Here is a 14879-nt window from a genome sequence, read left to right on the forward strand (position 1 = left end):
ATGGAACTGAATGCCTCCTACACCAGTCTCGTCGCGGTCGGCGACTCGTTCACCGAGGGCATGTCGGACCTGCTGCCGGACGGCACCTACCGGGGCTGGGCCGATGTGCTGGCCTCCCGGCTGGCCGTCCGGTCCCCGGGGTTCCGGTACGCCAACCTCGCCGTACGCGGCAAGCTCATCGGCCAGATCGTGGACGAGCAGGTGGAGGCGGCGACCGCGCTCCAGGGGGATGTCGTCACGCTCGTGGGCGGGCTCAACGACACGCTGCGGCCGAAGTGCGACATGGGCAGGGTCAAGGGGCTGCTGGAAGAAGCCGTCGAGCGCCTGGCCCCGTCCTGCAAACACCTGGTGCTGATGCGCAGCCCCGGGCGCGACGGGCCCGTGCTGGAGCGCTTCCGCCCCCGTATGGAGGAGCTGTTCGCCCTGATCGACGGCCTGGCCGACCGGCACGACGCCTCGGTGGTCGACCTCTACGGCGCACCCTCGCTCAGCGACCCCCGTGCGTGGGACGTGGACCGGCTGCACCTCACCGCCGACGGTCACCGGCGGGTCGCCGAGGCGGTGTGGCAGACGCTGGGGCTGCCTGCCGAGCTCGACTGGCGGGCGCCGGCCCCCGCGACCGCGCCGCCGCGCTGGGCGGCCCGGCGTGCCGAGGACATCCGCTTCACCCGCCGGCATCTGGCGCCCTGGATCGGACGGCGGCTCACCGGCCGGTCCTCCGGTGACGGCCGGTCGGGCGCCCAGTTCGACACGGCCACGGGCACCGCCTTCTGGGTCACCCCCGCGGACGCGGAGAACCCCGGCCCGGTGACGGGATGGCGCCGGGCCGACTCCGCCTGACCCTCCGGGCCGCGCCGTCGGGGCGGACGTTCGGGCGGGCCTTCGGACGGGTCTTCGGGGCAGGCTCGGGGGGAGGCTTTCGGGCGGGTCTCCGGGGCGGGCTCTCGTAGCAAGCCACAAACCGGACCGCGGCGCTGGCCTGCACGAACCACCAGTAGAATCCGTTTACGTGACTGCTGTGTCTGCGAAGCCTCGCATCCCCAATGTCCTGGCCGGCCGCTACGCCTCCACGGAGCTGGCCGTCCTCTGGTCCCCCGAGCAGAAGGTGAAGCTGGAGCGTCAGCTGTGGCTGGCGGTGCTGCGCGCTCAGAAGGACCTCGGGATCGAGGTGCCGGATGCCGCGCTGGCCGATTACGAGCGGGTGCTCGACCAGGTCGACCTGGCGTCGATCGCCGAGCGCGAGAAGATCACCCGGCACGACGTGAAGGCCCGGATCGAGGAGTTCAACGCTCTCGCCGGTCATGAGCAGGTCCACAAGGGCATGACCTCCCGGGACCTGACGGAGAACGTCGAGCAGCTTCAGATCCGCCTTTCGCTGGAGCTGATGCGCGACCGCACCGTGGCGGTGCTGGCCCGGCTCGGCAAGCTCTCCGCGGAGTACCGCGAGCTCGTCATCGCCGGTCGCTCGCACAACGTCGCCGCGCAGGCGACGACGCTCGGCAAGCGTTTCGCGACCGCGGCCGACGAGCTGCTGGTGGCCTACGGCCGACTGGAGGACCTGCTCTCCCGCTATCCGCTGCGCGGGATCAAGGGCCCGGTCGGCACGGCGCAGGACATGCTGGACCTGTTGGGCGGTGACGCGGACAAGCTCGCCGACCTGGAGCGGCGCATCGCCGGGCACCTCGGCTTCGCCGAGGCCTTCACCTCGGTCGGCCAGGTCTACCCCCGTTCCCTCGACTACGACGTGGTGACGGCTCTGGTGCAGCTCGCCGCGGCGCCTTCGTCGGTGGCGAAGACCATCCGGCTGATGGCGGGCCACGAGCTGGTGACCGAGGGCTTCAAGCCCGGGCAGGTCGGCTCGTCCGCGATGCCGCACAAGATGAACACGCGCTCCTGCGAGCGGGTGAACGGTCTGATGGTGATCCTGCGCGGCTACGCCTCGATGACGGGCGAGCTGGCGGGCGACCAGTGGAACGAGGGCGATGTGTCCTGTTCCGTGGTCCGCCGGGTGGCCCTCCCGGACGCCTTCTTCGCCTTCGACGGTCTGCTGGAGACCTTCCTGACGGTGCTGGACGAGTTCGGCGCGTTCCCCGCGGTCGTGGCGCGCGAGCTGGACCGCTACCTCCCGTTCCTGGCGACCACCAAGGTCCTCATGGGCGCTGTGCGGGCCGGAGTGGGCCGTGAGGTGGCCCACGAGGCGATCAAGGAGAACGCGGTCGCCTCCGCCCTCGCGATGCGCGAGCAGGGAGCCGAGCGCAACGAACTGCTCGACAAGCTCGCCGCCGACGAGCGCATCCCGCTGGACCGTGCCGAGCTGGACGCCCTGATGGCCGACAAGCTCTCGTTCACGGGCGCGGCGGGCGACCAGGTGGCGGCGCTGGTGTCCCGCATCGAGGAGATCACCAAGCAGCACCCCGAGGCCGCGGCCTACACCCCCGGCTCGATCCTCTGACCGGGACCGCCCGAGCCGTATGACCCCCGAGGAACTCCGCGCCGCCCGCGACCGCATCGTGCCCGATGTGGTCGCGGGCGGTCTGCGCGTGTTGTTCTGCGGCATCAACCCGAGCCTCATGACCGCGGCGACGGGCCATCACTTCGCCCACCCCGGCAACCGGTTCTGGCCGGTCCTCCACCGCTCGGGCTTCACTCCCCGACAACTGCTGCCGTCCGAACAGTCCGAGCTCCTGGGCCTCGGGCTCGGGATCACCAACGTGGTCGCGCGAGCCACCGCCCGGGCCGACGAGCTCGGCACGGAGGAGTTCCGGGAGGGCGGGGCGGCGCTGGAGAAGAAGGTCGAGTGCCTCGAACCGGCGTGGCTCGCCGTCGTCGGCATCACCGCCTACCGTACGGCCTTCAGGGAACCGCGAGCCCGCGTCGGCCCCCAGGACCGCACCGTCGGCGGCGCCCGGGTGTGGGCCCTCCCCAACCCCAGCGGTCTCAACGCCCACTGGACGGTTCAGACCATGGCCGAGGAGTACGCCCGCCTCCACGAGGCCGAGCGAACCTCGTAGCAGGCAAGCGGCCCCGGACGCGTCGGGCCCAGGGGCTCGGGGCTCGGGGCTCGGGGCAGGGTGCGGTGGCGGAGCGCCTCAGGGCGGATCGATCACGGTCACCAGGACCGTCAGCTCGCAGCCGGGCCCGCCCTCCTCCAGCACCAGCCCGACCGCGACCCACCGGCCGGCGTTCCTCCAGAGCCGCAGGTAGTCGCACCCGGCGACCGGCTCCACCCAGGGCTCGGGGATCACCTCGCCCGCCGCCATCCGCTCCTGCGCACTCCACACACTCACCAACTGCGGTTCGCCCCAGCGTGATGCCAGCAGGGTGAGCAGTGCGTCGTGCTCGGCCAGGCACTGCGCCCGGTGCTCCGCACGAACGGACTCCTCATCGCCCCAGGGTTCCTCATCGGTGTGCAGGAATACCGTGTGGTAGCCGGGTCCGCTGACTCCCGAGACCGACGGGGTGCGCTCCGGAGGGAACTCCCGGGTGCACATCCCGTCGATGAGGCGGAGATGGTGTGCGGTCGTCATGGCGTCAGTAAACCGCTTCGCACTGACAATCACTTAACCTGCCCCCGGGGGCCGGTTCGGCCGCATCGCTCCCGGGTGACACGGGCTGCGGCTCGGTACCGGCTTTCCGCCCTGTTCGCAGGGCCTGCGGCCAGCGAGTACGATCCGGCAGAACATGCGCACGAGCTGGAAGGACACACCGTGAGCCGGCTGACCGGTGGAGACCCGTCGCTGCTGCGGCGGATCAATTCCGCGGTGGTGCTGCACGCCCTGCGGGGGGCCGGTGCACCGACGCTGACAGACCTGACGCGGACAACGGGTCTGTCCCGGCCGACGGTCGAAGGAGTCGTCGAGGGGCTGATCGAGGTCGGCCTCGTGGCCGAGGCACTGCCCGACGAGAGTGAGGCCCGGCGCCAGGGGCGGCCCGCACGGAGGTTCCGCTTCCGCACCGAGGCGGGTCATCTCCTCGGTATCGAGATCGGGCCGCACCGGGTTTCGGTGCTGATCTCGGGGCTGGACGGGCGGGTCATCGGCGCGAGCTCCCGGTCGGTGTCGGAAGCCGCCTCCGCCGACGACCGGCTCGACCAGGTCAGGGCGGTTGTCGCGGATGTGCTGCGGCGGACCGGGGTGGCCCGGAACAGCCTGCGTGCGGTCGGTGTGGGCAGCCCCGGGATCGTGGAGGCCGACGGGACCGTGCGGCTGGGTACGGCGTTGCCGGACTGGACGGGCCTGGCGCTCGGGGAGCGGCTGCGCCGTTCGTTCCGCTGCCCCGTTCTCGTGGAGAACGACGCCAACGCCGCCGCGGTCGCCGAGCATTGGAAGGGCGCGGCCACCGAGTCCGACGACATCGTCTTCGTACTGGCGGGGCTGAGCCCCGGAGCGGGGTCCCTGATCGGCGGGCGGTTGCACCGGGGGTTCGGCGGGGCGGCCGGGGAGATCGGCGCTCTGCACCTGCTGGGCAGGGAGGTGACGCCGGAGCATCTGCTGTCCACGACGGACACACCGCTGGAACCGCTGGACGAGCAGGCGGTGGCGGTGGTGTTCGCCAAGGCCCGGGAGGGCGATGCGGGGGCTCAGGCGGCCGTCGAAAGGTTCCTTCAGCGGCTGGTGCACGATGTGGCGGCGCTGGTGCTGGCGCTCGATCCGGAGCTGGTCGTGGTCGGAGGCTGGGCGGCCGGGCTGGACGGGGTGCTGGATCCCCTGCGCGAGGAGCTGGCCCGCTACTGCCTGCGTCCGCCACGGGTGACTCTGTCGTTGCTCGGAGAGGCCGTGGTCGCGACGGGCGCGCTCCGGATCGCCCTGGACCACGTCGAGGAGCAGCTCTTCGCCGTGGAGGGCGCGGCTACGGGCCGCCGCTGAGCGCGGGACTGAGGACGCGGGAGTTTCCGGACGGGCCTGGGCCGGTGTCGTACCTGGGCCGGTGTCGTACCTGGGCCGGGTGTCGTGCCCGGGCCGGTGTCGTGCCCGGGGCGTGTACTACGCAGCCCGCTGATTCCGGAGGGGTGGGGGCCTCCGGAATCAGCGGGCGCGGCAGCGGGCTGTCGTGACCTGGCGGGCCGGGCGTCATGGGGCTGGAGCGTCAGGCGGCCTGCGCCTGACGAGACCCGGTGTACCAGGAGGGCGGACAATTCACGAAGCCCAGCGCGGGTCAGCCCGGCCGGGGCTGACGTTTCGTGAGGCGCGGGGCCTCACGAGGCCTGGCGTTCCTGCTCTTCCTCGTTGATCTCCAGCGCGCCGGAGTCCCCGAAGGTGAGGCGGCAGGTGTCCGCCCGGTAGGTGGCGACGGAGACGGCCGCCGTGCCGTCCGCGGTGAAGTAGCGGGTGGTGACGACCAGGACGGGTGCGCCGGGGAGCCGGTCGAGCTCCTTGGCGTCGTCCGCGCGCGCCGACCCGAGCTCGACGGAACGGTCCTGGCCCTCCAGACCGAGGCGGTGCAGCTCGCGCAGCACGCTCCGGGCGCGGACGGCTCCGGCCGGGGCGTCGATGGCGGACAGTTCGGGCGCCGAGGAGGCGGGGATGTAGAGGAGCTCCGCCGCGACCGCCTGACCGTGGGTGGCACGGATGCGGCGCACCACGTGCACGGGCTCGGTGGAGTCCGTGCCCAGCATGGCGGCGACCGCCGCGGGGGCCTTGTCCATGGTGCAGTCGACCGGCTGCCAGGCCTCGCCGCCGACGCCGCCCGTCCCTTCGCGGCGGCCCGTGGAGACGGCGACACCCACGCGCGGCGGGGCGACGGTCGTTCCGACGCCACGGCGGCGCTGGAGTCGGCCTTCGAGTTCGAGCTGTTCCAGGGCCTGCCGGAGCGTGGCGCGTGCGACACCGAACCGCGCCGCGAGGTCCCGCTCGTTGGGCAGGATCTCCCCCACCGCGAAGTCCGAGTCGAGTGCCTCACTGAGCACGGTCTTGAGGTGCCAGTACTTCGGCTCCTGTACCGATTCCAGCTGCGTGGTCCCCACCCTGTCCTCCGCAATCGCCCAGCGGCTTTTCCGCGACGTTATTTATTAAAGGTTCCTGTCTTAAGTGGAGACCCTAGGGCGGTGCACCCCCTTGGTCAAGACCAATCCTTATTCCGTAACGGAACGAACCGGAACTCTGGCGCAGAGCGTTCACACGACGTTCGTGGTGTGGTGCGGTGAGGCGCGCGCAGCACGAAGCCCCGCCATCCTGCCGACGGCGGGGCTCAGACCAGGCTCGCGGCGAACCCGTGGGACAGGTGGCCCCCGGGCGTACGGGAAACCGAAGGCCTCCCTGAGCACGAACACCGCGCGCTCCAGCGGCGAGAGCGACTCCAGGACGACCAGCACGGCGAGGGAGACGGAGTCGGCCCGAACGGCGCGTTCCGCCGTGTCCGGGAGGGCCGGGCCGAAGTCGGTGACCACCGGTTCCGGCAGCCAGGGCCCCACGTAGGACTCCCGGCGCGACTGCACGTGGCGGAGGCGGTCGATGGCCAGCCGGGTGGTGATCCGCACGAGATGGGCACGCGGCTGACGGACGTCCTCGCGTGCCGCGGCCGACCACCTCAGCCAGGCCTTCTGCACCACGTCCTCGGCATCGGCGATGCGGCCGAGCATCCGGTAGGCGACGCCGGTGAGAACGGGCCGGTGCTCCTCGAAGAGCGCGGTCGCGATGCCTGCAGTCACCCGCCCCTCCCAGCCGCCGCGCCGATCGCTGTCCAGCGGGAATCGCCCGGCCCCTTGAACTGCAAGCTACTCAACGGTAATTGTTGTTGACGAGATGTCTATCCACTCCGGGATGTCGACTCCAGCGCAGGGAGCAGCATGACCACCACGGTCTCCTTCACCGCCGACACGGCCGACGGTCCGCGTCGGGTATCGGTCGCCTACGAACGAACCGGCTCCGGCGAACCGTTGCTGCTGCTCCACGGCATCGGCCACCACCTCCAGGCCTGGGATCCGGTGACGCGCATCCTGGCTGCCGAACGGGAGGTCATCGCCGTGGACCTCCCCGGGTTCGGCACCTCGCCCGCCCTGCCGGACGGAGTCCCGTACGACCTCGGGACCGTCGGACCGGTCCTCGGGGCGCTCTGCGCCGAACTCGGTCTGGACCGCCCCCATGTGGCCGGGAACTCCCTCGGGGGCCTGCTCGCGCTCGAGTTGGGGCGCACGGACCTGGTCCGCTCGGTGACCGCGCTGGCCCCGGCGGGATTCTGGACCGAGGCGGAGCGGCGTTACGCCTTCGGGACGCTGCGGGCGATGCGTCGCAGTGCGCTGGCGATGCCGGTGCCGTTGATCGAGCGGCTCTCGCGCAGCGCGGCCGGGCGCACGGCCCTGACCAGCACCATCTACGCCCGGCCTGCGCGGCGTTCACCGGAAGCCGTCGTCGCCGAGACGCTCGCCCTTCGGGAAGCGACCGGGTTTCACCAGACGCTGGAGGTCGGTCGGGGCACCTTCTTCGGCGATGACGTGAAGGGCATCCCCGTCACCGTCGCCTGGGGCACCCGGGACCGGATCCTGCTGCGCAGGCAGGGGGTCCGTGCCAAGCGGGTGATCCCCGACGCCCGGCTCGTCCGGCTGCCCGGCTGCGGACACGTCCCGATGAACGACGACCCCGCCCTGGTCGCGCGCGTCATCCTGGACACCAGCCGCTGAGCGGGCCCGCCGGGGCGTCGGCGGCAGCCCGGAGCGCGGTGTTGCGGCGGCCGTGCGACGCCCGATGACGCCGGACCCGTAGACCACGCCCGCGCCGACCGGGAGCGACTGCGGAACGGCAGGTCCGCAGGACGGGGCGGTGCCCCTCGTCCTCGGCTACGCCCATCTCACCCCCGGCGACATCGCCCGGGGCGTCGCCGCGCTGAGAACAGCCTCAGGCACTGCGGGGCCGTCCGGCGCCCCGGCGGCGCCGGACCCGACTGACCGGCGCCGTTCACCCGGGGTTGGGGCCCCGGCCGCCGCCGGGCAGTAGGCATGGACGGAGACCGGCGCCGGTCCCGGGGCAGGCCTCGGCCTCCCGGGGGCGTGGTGCACCGCCCGTCCACCCTCCTGGAGGCGCTCCGATGCCCTACCGCCCGCGTATCCCCTCGCCCGGCCGCCGCGCCGTCCTGCGCGGCTCGCTGCTCGCCCCGGCAGCGGTAGCCCTCTCCCCCGTGACCGCGACCGCGACCCCGGCGGCCGCGCCCGCCCTGACGCTGGCGGGGCGGCCCGAGGCGTCCTGGGGCGTGCAGGTGGGAAGCGTCACGGCTTCGTCGGCGCTGGTCTGGGTACGGTCGGATCGGCCCGCCCGGATGCTGGTGGAGACCTCGGCGACCGCCTCGTTCCGGCGGCCCCGCCGGTGGCACGGGCCGCTGATCGGCCCCGGAACGGACCACACCGGAACGACGCCCCTCCGCGGCCTGCCCGCGGGCGAGCAGGTCCACTACCGCGTCACGCTCACCGACCCGGATGATCCGCGCCGTACCGGCCGCCCGGTGTACGGAACCTTCCGTACCGCTCCCTGCCGGCGCCGGGACGGTGTGCGCTTCCTGTGGTCCGGCGACATCGCGGGGCAGGGCTGGGGCATCAATCCGGACATCGGCGGCTACCGGGCCTACGAGGAGATGCGCCGCCTGGACCCGGACTTCTTCCTGTGCAGCGGCGACAGCGTCTACGCGGACGGGCCGCTGGAGGCGAGCGTCACGCTGCCGGACGGCCGGATCTGGCGCAATGTCATGACCGAGGAGAAGGCGAAGGTCGCCGAGACCCTGGACGAGTACCGGGGCAACTTCCGCTACAACCTGCTCGATACGAACGTCCGCCGCTTCAACGCCCAAGTGCCCTCCATCGTGCAGTGGGACGACCACGAGGTGCGCAACAACTGGTATCCCGGCCAGATCCTCGACGACGCCCGTTACACCGAGAAGAACGTCGACATCCTCGCGGCGCGTTCCGTGCGGGCCTTCCACGAGTACGTCCCGCTCCCGCCCTCGTACGGTTCGGCACGGCCGTCCCGCATGTACCGGGTCGTCCACCACGGGCCGCTGCTGGACGTGTTCGTCCTCGACATGCGTTCGCACCGCAACGCCAACTCCCCGAACCGGCAGGCGGACGACACGACCGGCATCCTCGGCGCCGAGCAGCTGCGGTGGCTGAAACGCTCACTCGCCGCGTCCCGGGCGGTGTGGAAGGTGATCGCCGCCGACATGCCGCTCGGCCTGGTCGTCCCGGACGGCTCGGCGAACTTCGAAGCGGTGGCGCAGGGCGATCCCGGCGCGCCGCTCGGACGGGAGCTCCAGATCGCCGAACTGCTGCGGTTCATCAAGCACCGCAGGGTCACCGGCACGCTGTGGCTGACGGCGGACGTGCACTACACCTCGGCCCAGCACTACGCGCCGGAGCGAGCGGCGTTCAAGGACTTCGCCCCGTTCTGGGAGTTCGTGTCGGGCCCGCTGGCTGCGGGCGGCTTCCCGGCCAACAGGCTGGACGGCACGTTCGGGCCCGACCGGGTCTTCGTGCGGGCCCCGGACCGCGCCAACGTGTCGCCGATGGAGTCCCCGCAGTATTTCGGCGAGGTCCAGATCGACGGCGACAGCGCGGACCTGACGGTGCGTCTGCGGGCGGAGGGCGGGGCGGTGCTGTTCACCAAGGTGCTCCGGCCCGGCCGCGTCGGGCAGTAGCGGCCGGGGGGCGGCCTCGCCGTCCCCCGACTCCCCCGTCCCCCGACTCCCCCGTGCCCGGGAGCGCTGCCACTGGGCCCCGAGCAAACGGGGTCAGGTACGTCAAATATGACCCCAAGAATTTGACTGAAAGGCGACGATAGGCAACCAGATCCACACTTAACCCATCAGTCACAAGGCGTTCGTGATCAGGCAACACCCTTCCCTCACAGTGAGGGTATGACTGATGTGACATCTGCGAAGAGCGCCCGCCGTACGCACCACTGGCGGCGGGACCTGATCGAGCTGGCCGCCCTGTTCACGGCCGTGGCCGTGGCCGACGCGATCGCCAATCTGATCGGGCACCAGCCCGACGGTCCCTATCTGCTCCTGGCCTCCGCGGTCGCGCTGGTGGCCACGGCGGCGTTCCACACCTGGTGGGCGCGGAAGCACAGTCACGCACCCCCATCAGCCGATGGAGAGGCCGATACGGATACCGACGCCGGTACGAGGACGGAGGCGGGCGGGGTCTCCGGCGCCGAGGAGACGGTGCTGTGGCGGATGCGGACGACGGTGCGCGACGCCCCCGGGAGTCTGGCCGCGCTGTGCGTGGCCCTCGCCCGGCTCCGGGTCGACATCCTCACGTTGCAGACCCACCCGCTCGCCGACGGGACGGTCGACGAGTTCCTGCTGCGGGCGCCCGCCGCGCTCCAGGCGCAGCAGCTGACCGGGCAGGTCTCGGCCGCGGGCGGCTCCTCCACCTGGATCGAGCGGGCGGACGCCCACGATCTGGTCGACACCCCGACGCGGGTGCTGTCGCTGGCCACGCGGACGGCTCTCGACGCGGCCGAGCTTCCCCTCGCGCTGCGCCAGCTGCTGGGCCGTTGCACCATCCACTCACTGCCCGCCGTCTCCCTCACCGGCCGTCCGACCGGGGAGAGCGCCCCGGTCGAAGGCGTGCTGGAGGAGACGGTCATGCGTCTGCGGGACCCGTCGGGCGGGGTCATCTCCGTGGAGCGCCCCTATCTGCCGTTCACACCGACCGAGTTCGCCCGGGCCCGGGCCCTGGTCGAGCTCGACGCCCGCCTCGGCCCCCGGGTGCCGCGCAGCGAGGACATCCTCACGCTGCCCGAGGGCAACGAGATCACCGTACGGCGCGCGGACCGCGGCGATCTCGCCGCAGCCCGCGCCATGCACGACCGCTGCTCCCAGCAGACCCTGGGGCTGCGCTACCACGGTCCCGTCGGGGACGCGGACCGCTATCTGGACCATCTGCTGAGCCCCCGCTTCGGGCGCACCCTGGCCGTGCAGACCGCCTCCGGAAAGCTGGTGGCGCTGGGCCACCTCCTGTGGGACGGGGACGAGACCGAGGTCGCCCTCCTCGTCGAGGACGGCTGGCAGCGCCGGGGCATCGGCTCCGAGCTGCTGCGCCGGCTGGTGGCCCTCGCCGACGAGGCGGGCTGCGACAGCGTCTACGCCGTGACGCAGGCCCGCAACACCGGCATGGTGGCGGCGATGCGCGCGCTTGAACTGCCCCTCGACTATCAGATCGAGGAGGGCACGCTCGTCATCACCGCCCGGCTGAGGAGCGAACGGCTCACGCGGGAGCAGCTCACGAGTGAGCCAGGGACGGGCGAGCGGCGGGCGAGTGGGCAGGCCGCTCCGGCTGAACGGAACCGTCGCTGAGGGCCTGGCACAGGTCCGCCCACAGGTCCTCGACGTCCTCCAGGCCGACCGACATCCGCAGCAGCCGGTCGCCGACGCCCGACGCCCGCCGGTCTCCCTCGTCCACGATGCGGTGGCTGATGGAGGCCGGGTGCTGGATCAGCGAGTCCACACTGCCGAGGCTGACGGCAGGGGTGATGAGCCGCACCCCGGCGATCACCCGGTGCGGGTCCCCGTACACCTCGAAGGAGACCATCGCGCCACCGATCTCCGGGTAGTGCACCCGGGCGATCCGCGGGTCGGCGGTGAGCCGGCGGACGAGTTCGGCGGCGCTGGCCGAGGCGGCCCGTACCCGTACCGGAAGGGTGGAGAGGCCGCGCAGCAGCAGGTACCCGGCCAGCGGGTGCAGCACGCCGCCGGTGGCGAACCGCACCTGGCGCAGCGTGGCGGCGAACTCCTCGTCGCAGGCGACGACGCCGCCCATGACGTCCCCGTGTCCGCCGAGGTACTTGGTGGCGCTGTGCAGGACGATCCGCGCGCCGTGTTCGACGGGGCGCTGGAGTACGGGGGTGGCGAAGGTGTTGTCGACGAGCAGCGGTACGGAGCCGCAGGCCTGGGCGACGGCTCGGATGTCGACCTCGGCCAGCGTCGGGTTGGCGGGCGTCTCGACCATCACCAGACCGGTGTCCGGGCGGATCGCGTCGGCGATGCCCGCCGGGTCGGTCCAGGTCACCTCGGTGCCCAGCAGTCCGGCGCCGAGGAGGTGGTCGCTGCAACCGTAGAGCGGGCGGACGGCGACGACATGGCGCAGCCCCAGGCTCGCCCGGGCGAGCAGTACCGCGGTGAGCGCGGCCATGCCGCTGGCGAAGGCGACCGCGCTCTCGGTGCCCTCCAGCCGGGCGAGGGCCGTCTCGAAACGGCCGGTGGTGGGGTTGTCCAGCCTGGCGTAGACGGGGGGCCCGTCGGGGCGTGCGCCGGTGGTGGCGAAGGCGTCGATCCGTTCGGCCTCGGCGCGCGAGTCGTAGGAGGGGTAGGTGGTGGACAGGTCGAGCGGCGGGGCGTGCAGGCCGAGGGAGGCGAGGTCGTCGCGTCCGGCGTGCACGGCTTCGGTGGCGAGCGCCCTGGAAGGGGTGGCGGCAGGGGGCGTCATCGAGACTTCGTTCTCCATGCGCGTCACTCTGAACAGTTACCGGTTCGTAGCGGTCCACCCCCGTGCTACGTTCGCCGCATGGCCGATTCAGTCGCTCTCGATCCGGTGGATCTACAGATTCTGCGGCTCCTGCAGAACGATGCGCGGACGACGTACCGGGAACTCGCCGCCGAGGTGGGCGTGGCCGCCTCGACCTGCCTGGACCGGGTGGCCCGGCTGCGCCGTGCCGGGGTGATCCTCGGCGACCAGCTGCGGCTGGACCCGGCGAAGCTGGGCCGGGGGCTTCAGGCGCTGCTCCTGGTGCAGGTCAGGCCGCACCGCCGGGAGCTGATCGGGCCGTTCGTCGACCGTGTCCGGGCCCTGCCGGAGTCGCGCGCGCTGTTCCATCTCACCGGCCCCGACGACTATCTCGTACAGGTGGCGGTGGCCGACACGGCGGATCTGCAACGACTGGTGCTGGACGAGTTCACCTCGCGCCGGGAAGTGGCTCGGGTGGAGACGCGGCTGGTCTTCCAGCAGTGGGACTGCGGGCCGCTCCTGCCGCCCCGGCAGGCTCCCGAGGAGTGATCGTCTTTCGGACGTCCCGTACTCCACGGTGGTGACGGGGGGCGTGCCGTCATACGAGGATGTCCGCATGTCAGACACTTCCAGCAGCGCGCTGCCCCGTCAGGTCGCCGACGCCTACGTCGACGCCATCATCGAACTCGACCCCATCACCGGCACCTACCTGGGTGTGCCCGAGAGCTCGCACCGCCTGCCCGACTTCTCACCGGCCGGTCAGGCCGCGGTCGCCGCCCTCATCCGCAAGACGCTGCGGGACCTGGACGCCGCGGAGCGGCGGCCCGGCGCGGACAGTGACGCCGAGCGGCGCTGCGGACGCCTGCTGCGGGAGCGCCTGACGGCGGAGCTCGCCGTCCACGAGGCCGAGGAGGGGCTGCGGACCGTCTCCAACCTGCACTCGCCCGCGCACAGCATCACCGAGGTCTTCACGATCACACCGACCGGGACGGACGAGGACTGGGCGGCGGTCGCGGAGCGGCTGCGCGCCGTGCCCGCCGCGCAGGAGGGGTACCGCGCCTCGCTCGCGCTCGGTCTGGAACGCAAGCTGTACGGGGGGCCGCGCGCGACCGCCACGTTCATCGGGCAGCTGACGGAGTGGGGCGGCGAGAGCGACAGCCCGGCGTTCTTCGAGGACTTCGTCACCTCGGCTCCCGACGCCCTGCGGGCGGAGCTCGACGAGGCGGCCCGGCTCGCGACGGCTTCTGTGCTCTCGCTGCGGGACTGGATGCGCGATGTGTACGCCCCGGCGATCGAGGGGGCGCCGGACACGGTCGGCCGGGAGCGGTACGCGCGCTGGTCGCGGCTGTACAACGGCACCGACCTGGATCTCGACGAGGCCTACGCGTACGGCTGGTCCGAGTACCACCGGCTGCTCGCCGAGATGAAGACCGAGGCCGAGAAGGTGCTTCCCGGGGCCGGCCCCTGGGAGGCGCTCGCCCACCTCGACGTGCACGGCAAGCACATCGAGGGCGTGGACGAGGTCCGCGACTGGCTCCAGGAGCTGATGGACGAGGCGATCGAGGCTCTGGACGGCACCCACTTCGACCTCGCCGAGCGGGTCCGGAAGGTGGAGTCGCACATCGCCCCGCCCGGCGGGGCCGCCGCGCCCTACTACACCGGTCCGTCCGAGGACTTCTCGCGCCCCGGACGCACCTGGCTTCCCACCATGGGCGAGACCCGCTTCCCGGTGTACGACCTGGTCTCGACCTGGTACCACGAGGGCGTTCCCGGCCACCACCTCCAGATCGCCCAGTGGACGCACGTCGCCGACAGCCTCTCGCGCTACCAGGCGTCGGTCGGCCAGGTCAGTGCGAACGCCGAAGGCTGGGCGCTGTACGCGGAGCGGCTCATGGACGAGCTGGGCTTCCTGCCCGATCCGGAGCGGCGGCTCGGCTATCTGGACGCCCAGATGATGCGCGCCTGCCGGGTGATCGTCGACATCGGCATGCACCTGGAGCTGACGATTCCGGCGGACTCCCCCTTCCACCCGGGCGAGCGCTGGACTCCCGGCCTGGCGCAGGAGTTCTTCGGCAACCACAGTGGGCGTCCCGCCGACTTCGTGGAGAGCGAGCTGACCCGCTACCTGTCCATGCCGGGCCAGGCCATCGGCTACAAGCTGGGCGAGCGCGCCTGGCTGTTGGGCCGCGAGAACGCGCGCGCTGCGCGCGGCGACGCGTTCGACCTCAAGGCCTGGCACATGGCGGCGCTGTCCCAGGGGTCGCTGGGTCTCGACGATCTGGTGGACGAGCTGTCCCGGCTCTGACCGCGCCGGCGGTGCCGCCGGCGGTGCCGGGTGGTTGAAGTCGGCGAGGGCCAGGTCAGCGGGGTGGCGGCCGGGGAGCTGTTCGCGGCGCCGGCCGCCGCCGTGCCGCGCCGGTGACCCCGCGGACGGGGCGGCATCGGTGACGCC

At 72.3% G+C, this 14879-nt stretch carries 12 protein-coding genes and 1 pseudogene; 9 read left to right on the forward strand and 4 right to left on the reverse strand.

Translation table 11 applies throughout. The features are described from left to right. The 3 genes from ACZ5WC_RS27270 to mug all read left to right on the forward strand — a co-directional run bounded on the left by ACZ5WC_RS27270 (nt 1) and on the right by mug (nt 3011). Nucleotides 1–840, forward strand: a complete 840-nt coding sequence (locus ACZ5WC_RS27270) for an SGNH/GDSL hydrolase family protein (protein ID WP_468543278.1) — start codon at nt 1–3, stop codon at nt 838–840. A 178-nt stretch (nt 841–1018) separates the two neighbouring features. Next, nucleotides 1019–2452, forward strand: a complete 1434-nt coding sequence (gene purB / locus ACZ5WC_RS27275) for an adenylosuccinate lyase (protein ID WP_468543357.1) — start codon at nt 1019–1021, stop codon at nt 2450–2452. Nucleotides 2453–2471: 19 nt separating this feature from the next. Next, a complete protein-coding gene (gene mug, locus ACZ5WC_RS27280; RefSeq protein WP_468543279.1) occupies nt 2472–3011 on the forward strand; it encodes a G/U mismatch-specific DNA glycosylase in 540 nt (179 codons plus the stop codon). 78 nt (nt 3012–3089) lie between these two features. Here mug and ACZ5WC_RS27285 read toward each other — a convergent pair whose 3' ends face one another. After that, a complete protein-coding gene (locus ACZ5WC_RS27285) occupies nt 3090–3527 on the reverse strand; it encodes a hypothetical protein (RefSeq protein WP_468543280.1) in 438 nt (145 codons plus the stop codon). Nucleotides 3528–3707: 180 nt separating this feature from the next. Between ACZ5WC_RS27285 and ACZ5WC_RS27290 the strand changes: the two genes are divergently transcribed. Beyond that, nucleotides 3708–4865: an ROK family protein gene (locus ACZ5WC_RS27290; protein ID WP_468543281.1), complete on the forward strand. Its 1158-nt coding sequence runs from the start codon at nt 3708–3710 to the stop codon at nt 4863–4865. Between the two features lie 329 nt (nt 4866–5194). Here ACZ5WC_RS27290 and ACZ5WC_RS27295 read toward each other — a convergent pair whose 3' ends face one another. Beyond that, nucleotides 5195–5962, reverse strand: a complete 768-nt coding sequence (locus ACZ5WC_RS27295; RefSeq protein WP_468543282.1) for a GntR family transcriptional regulator — start codon at nt 5960–5962, stop codon at nt 5195–5197. Between the two features lie 267 nt (nt 5963–6229). Further along, nucleotides 6230–6646, reverse strand: a pseudogene (locus ACZ5WC_RS27300) (sigma factor); the annotation flags it as partial. A 138-nt stretch (nt 6647–6784) separates the two neighbouring features. On the opposite strand from ACZ5WC_RS27300, the gene ACZ5WC_RS27305 reads away from it, so the two are divergent. The 3 genes from ACZ5WC_RS27305 (at nt 6785) to ACZ5WC_RS27315 (ending at nt 11280) form a co-directional block, all read left to right on the forward strand. Continuing rightward, nucleotides 6785–7615, forward strand: coding sequence for an alpha/beta fold hydrolase (locus ACZ5WC_RS27305; protein WP_468543283.1), 831 nt, complete (start codon nt 6785–6787; stop codon nt 7613–7615). 404 nt (nt 7616–8019) lie between these two features. Further along, nucleotides 8020–9615 (forward strand): alkaline phosphatase D family protein, encoded by a 1596-nt coding sequence (locus ACZ5WC_RS27310; protein ID WP_468543284.1) that lies wholly within the window; start codon nt 8020–8022, stop codon nt 9613–9615. Nucleotides 9616–9843: 228 nt separating this feature from the next. Continuing rightward, nucleotides 9844–11280: a GNAT family N-acetyltransferase gene (locus tag ACZ5WC_RS27315; RefSeq protein ID WP_468543358.1), complete on the forward strand. Its 1437-nt coding sequence runs from the start codon at nt 9844–9846 to the stop codon at nt 11278–11280. Here ACZ5WC_RS27315 and ACZ5WC_RS27320 read toward each other — a convergent pair. Then, the gene (locus ACZ5WC_RS27320; protein WP_468543285.1) at nt 11207–12427 is read right to left on the reverse strand and encodes a trans-sulfuration enzyme family protein; all 1221 of its coding nucleotides are present in this window, start codon (nt 12425–12427) and stop codon (nt 11207–11209) included. The genes ACZ5WC_RS27315 and ACZ5WC_RS27320 overlap by 74 nt on opposite strands. Before the next feature lie 60 nt (nt 12428–12487). Here ACZ5WC_RS27320 and ACZ5WC_RS27325 point away from each other — a divergent pair, with 60 nt between their 5' ends. Together ACZ5WC_RS27325 and ACZ5WC_RS27330 are read left to right on the forward strand one after the other, a co-directional pair. Beyond that, entirely contained in the window at nt 12488–12976 is a 489-nt protein-coding gene (locus ACZ5WC_RS27325) for an Lrp/AsnC family transcriptional regulator (protein ID WP_468543286.1), read from the forward strand. A 67-nt stretch (nt 12977–13043) separates the two neighbouring features. Next, complete coding sequence (locus ACZ5WC_RS27330; RefSeq protein ID WP_468543287.1) at nt 13044–14732, forward strand: DUF885 domain-containing protein; 1689 nt, start codon at nt 13044–13046, stop codon at nt 14730–14732. The last annotated feature ends 147 nt before the right edge of the window (nt 14733–14879 follow it).

The sequence above is a fragment of the Streptomyces sp. NPDC033165 genome, from assembly GCF_055577965.1.

Bases quoted from the DNA above. Each gene is read 5' to 3' on its own strand.
- ACZ5WC_RS27320 (WP_468543285.1), bottom strand. From the start codon at position 12,427: ATGGAGAACGAAGTCTCGATGACGCCCCCTGCCGCCACCCCTTCCAGG.
- ACZ5WC_RS27310 (WP_468543284.1), top strand. From the start codon at position 8,020: ATGCCCTACCGCCCGCGTATCCCCTCGCCCGGCCGCCGCGCCGTCCTG.
- ACZ5WC_RS27270 (WP_468543278.1), top strand. From the start codon at position 1: ATGGAACTGAATGCCTCCTACACCAGTCTCGTCGCGGTCGGCGACTCG.
- mug (WP_468543279.1), top strand. From the start codon at position 2,472: ATGACCCCCGAGGAACTCCGCGCCGCCCGCGACCGCATCGTGCCCGAT.
- ACZ5WC_RS27330 (WP_468543287.1), top strand. From the start codon at position 13,044: ATGTCAGACACTTCCAGCAGCGCGCTGCCCCGTCAGGTCGCCGACGCC.
- ACZ5WC_RS27285 (WP_468543280.1), bottom strand. From the start codon at position 3,527: ATGACGACCGCACACCATCTCCGCCTCATCGACGGGATGTGCACCCGG.
- ACZ5WC_RS27305 (WP_468543283.1), top strand. From the start codon at position 6,785: ATGACCACCACGGTCTCCTTCACCGCCGACACGGCCGACGGTCCGCGT.
- ACZ5WC_RS27325 (WP_468543286.1), top strand. From the start codon at position 12,488: ATGGCCGATTCAGTCGCTCTCGATCCGGTGGATCTACAGATTCTGCGG.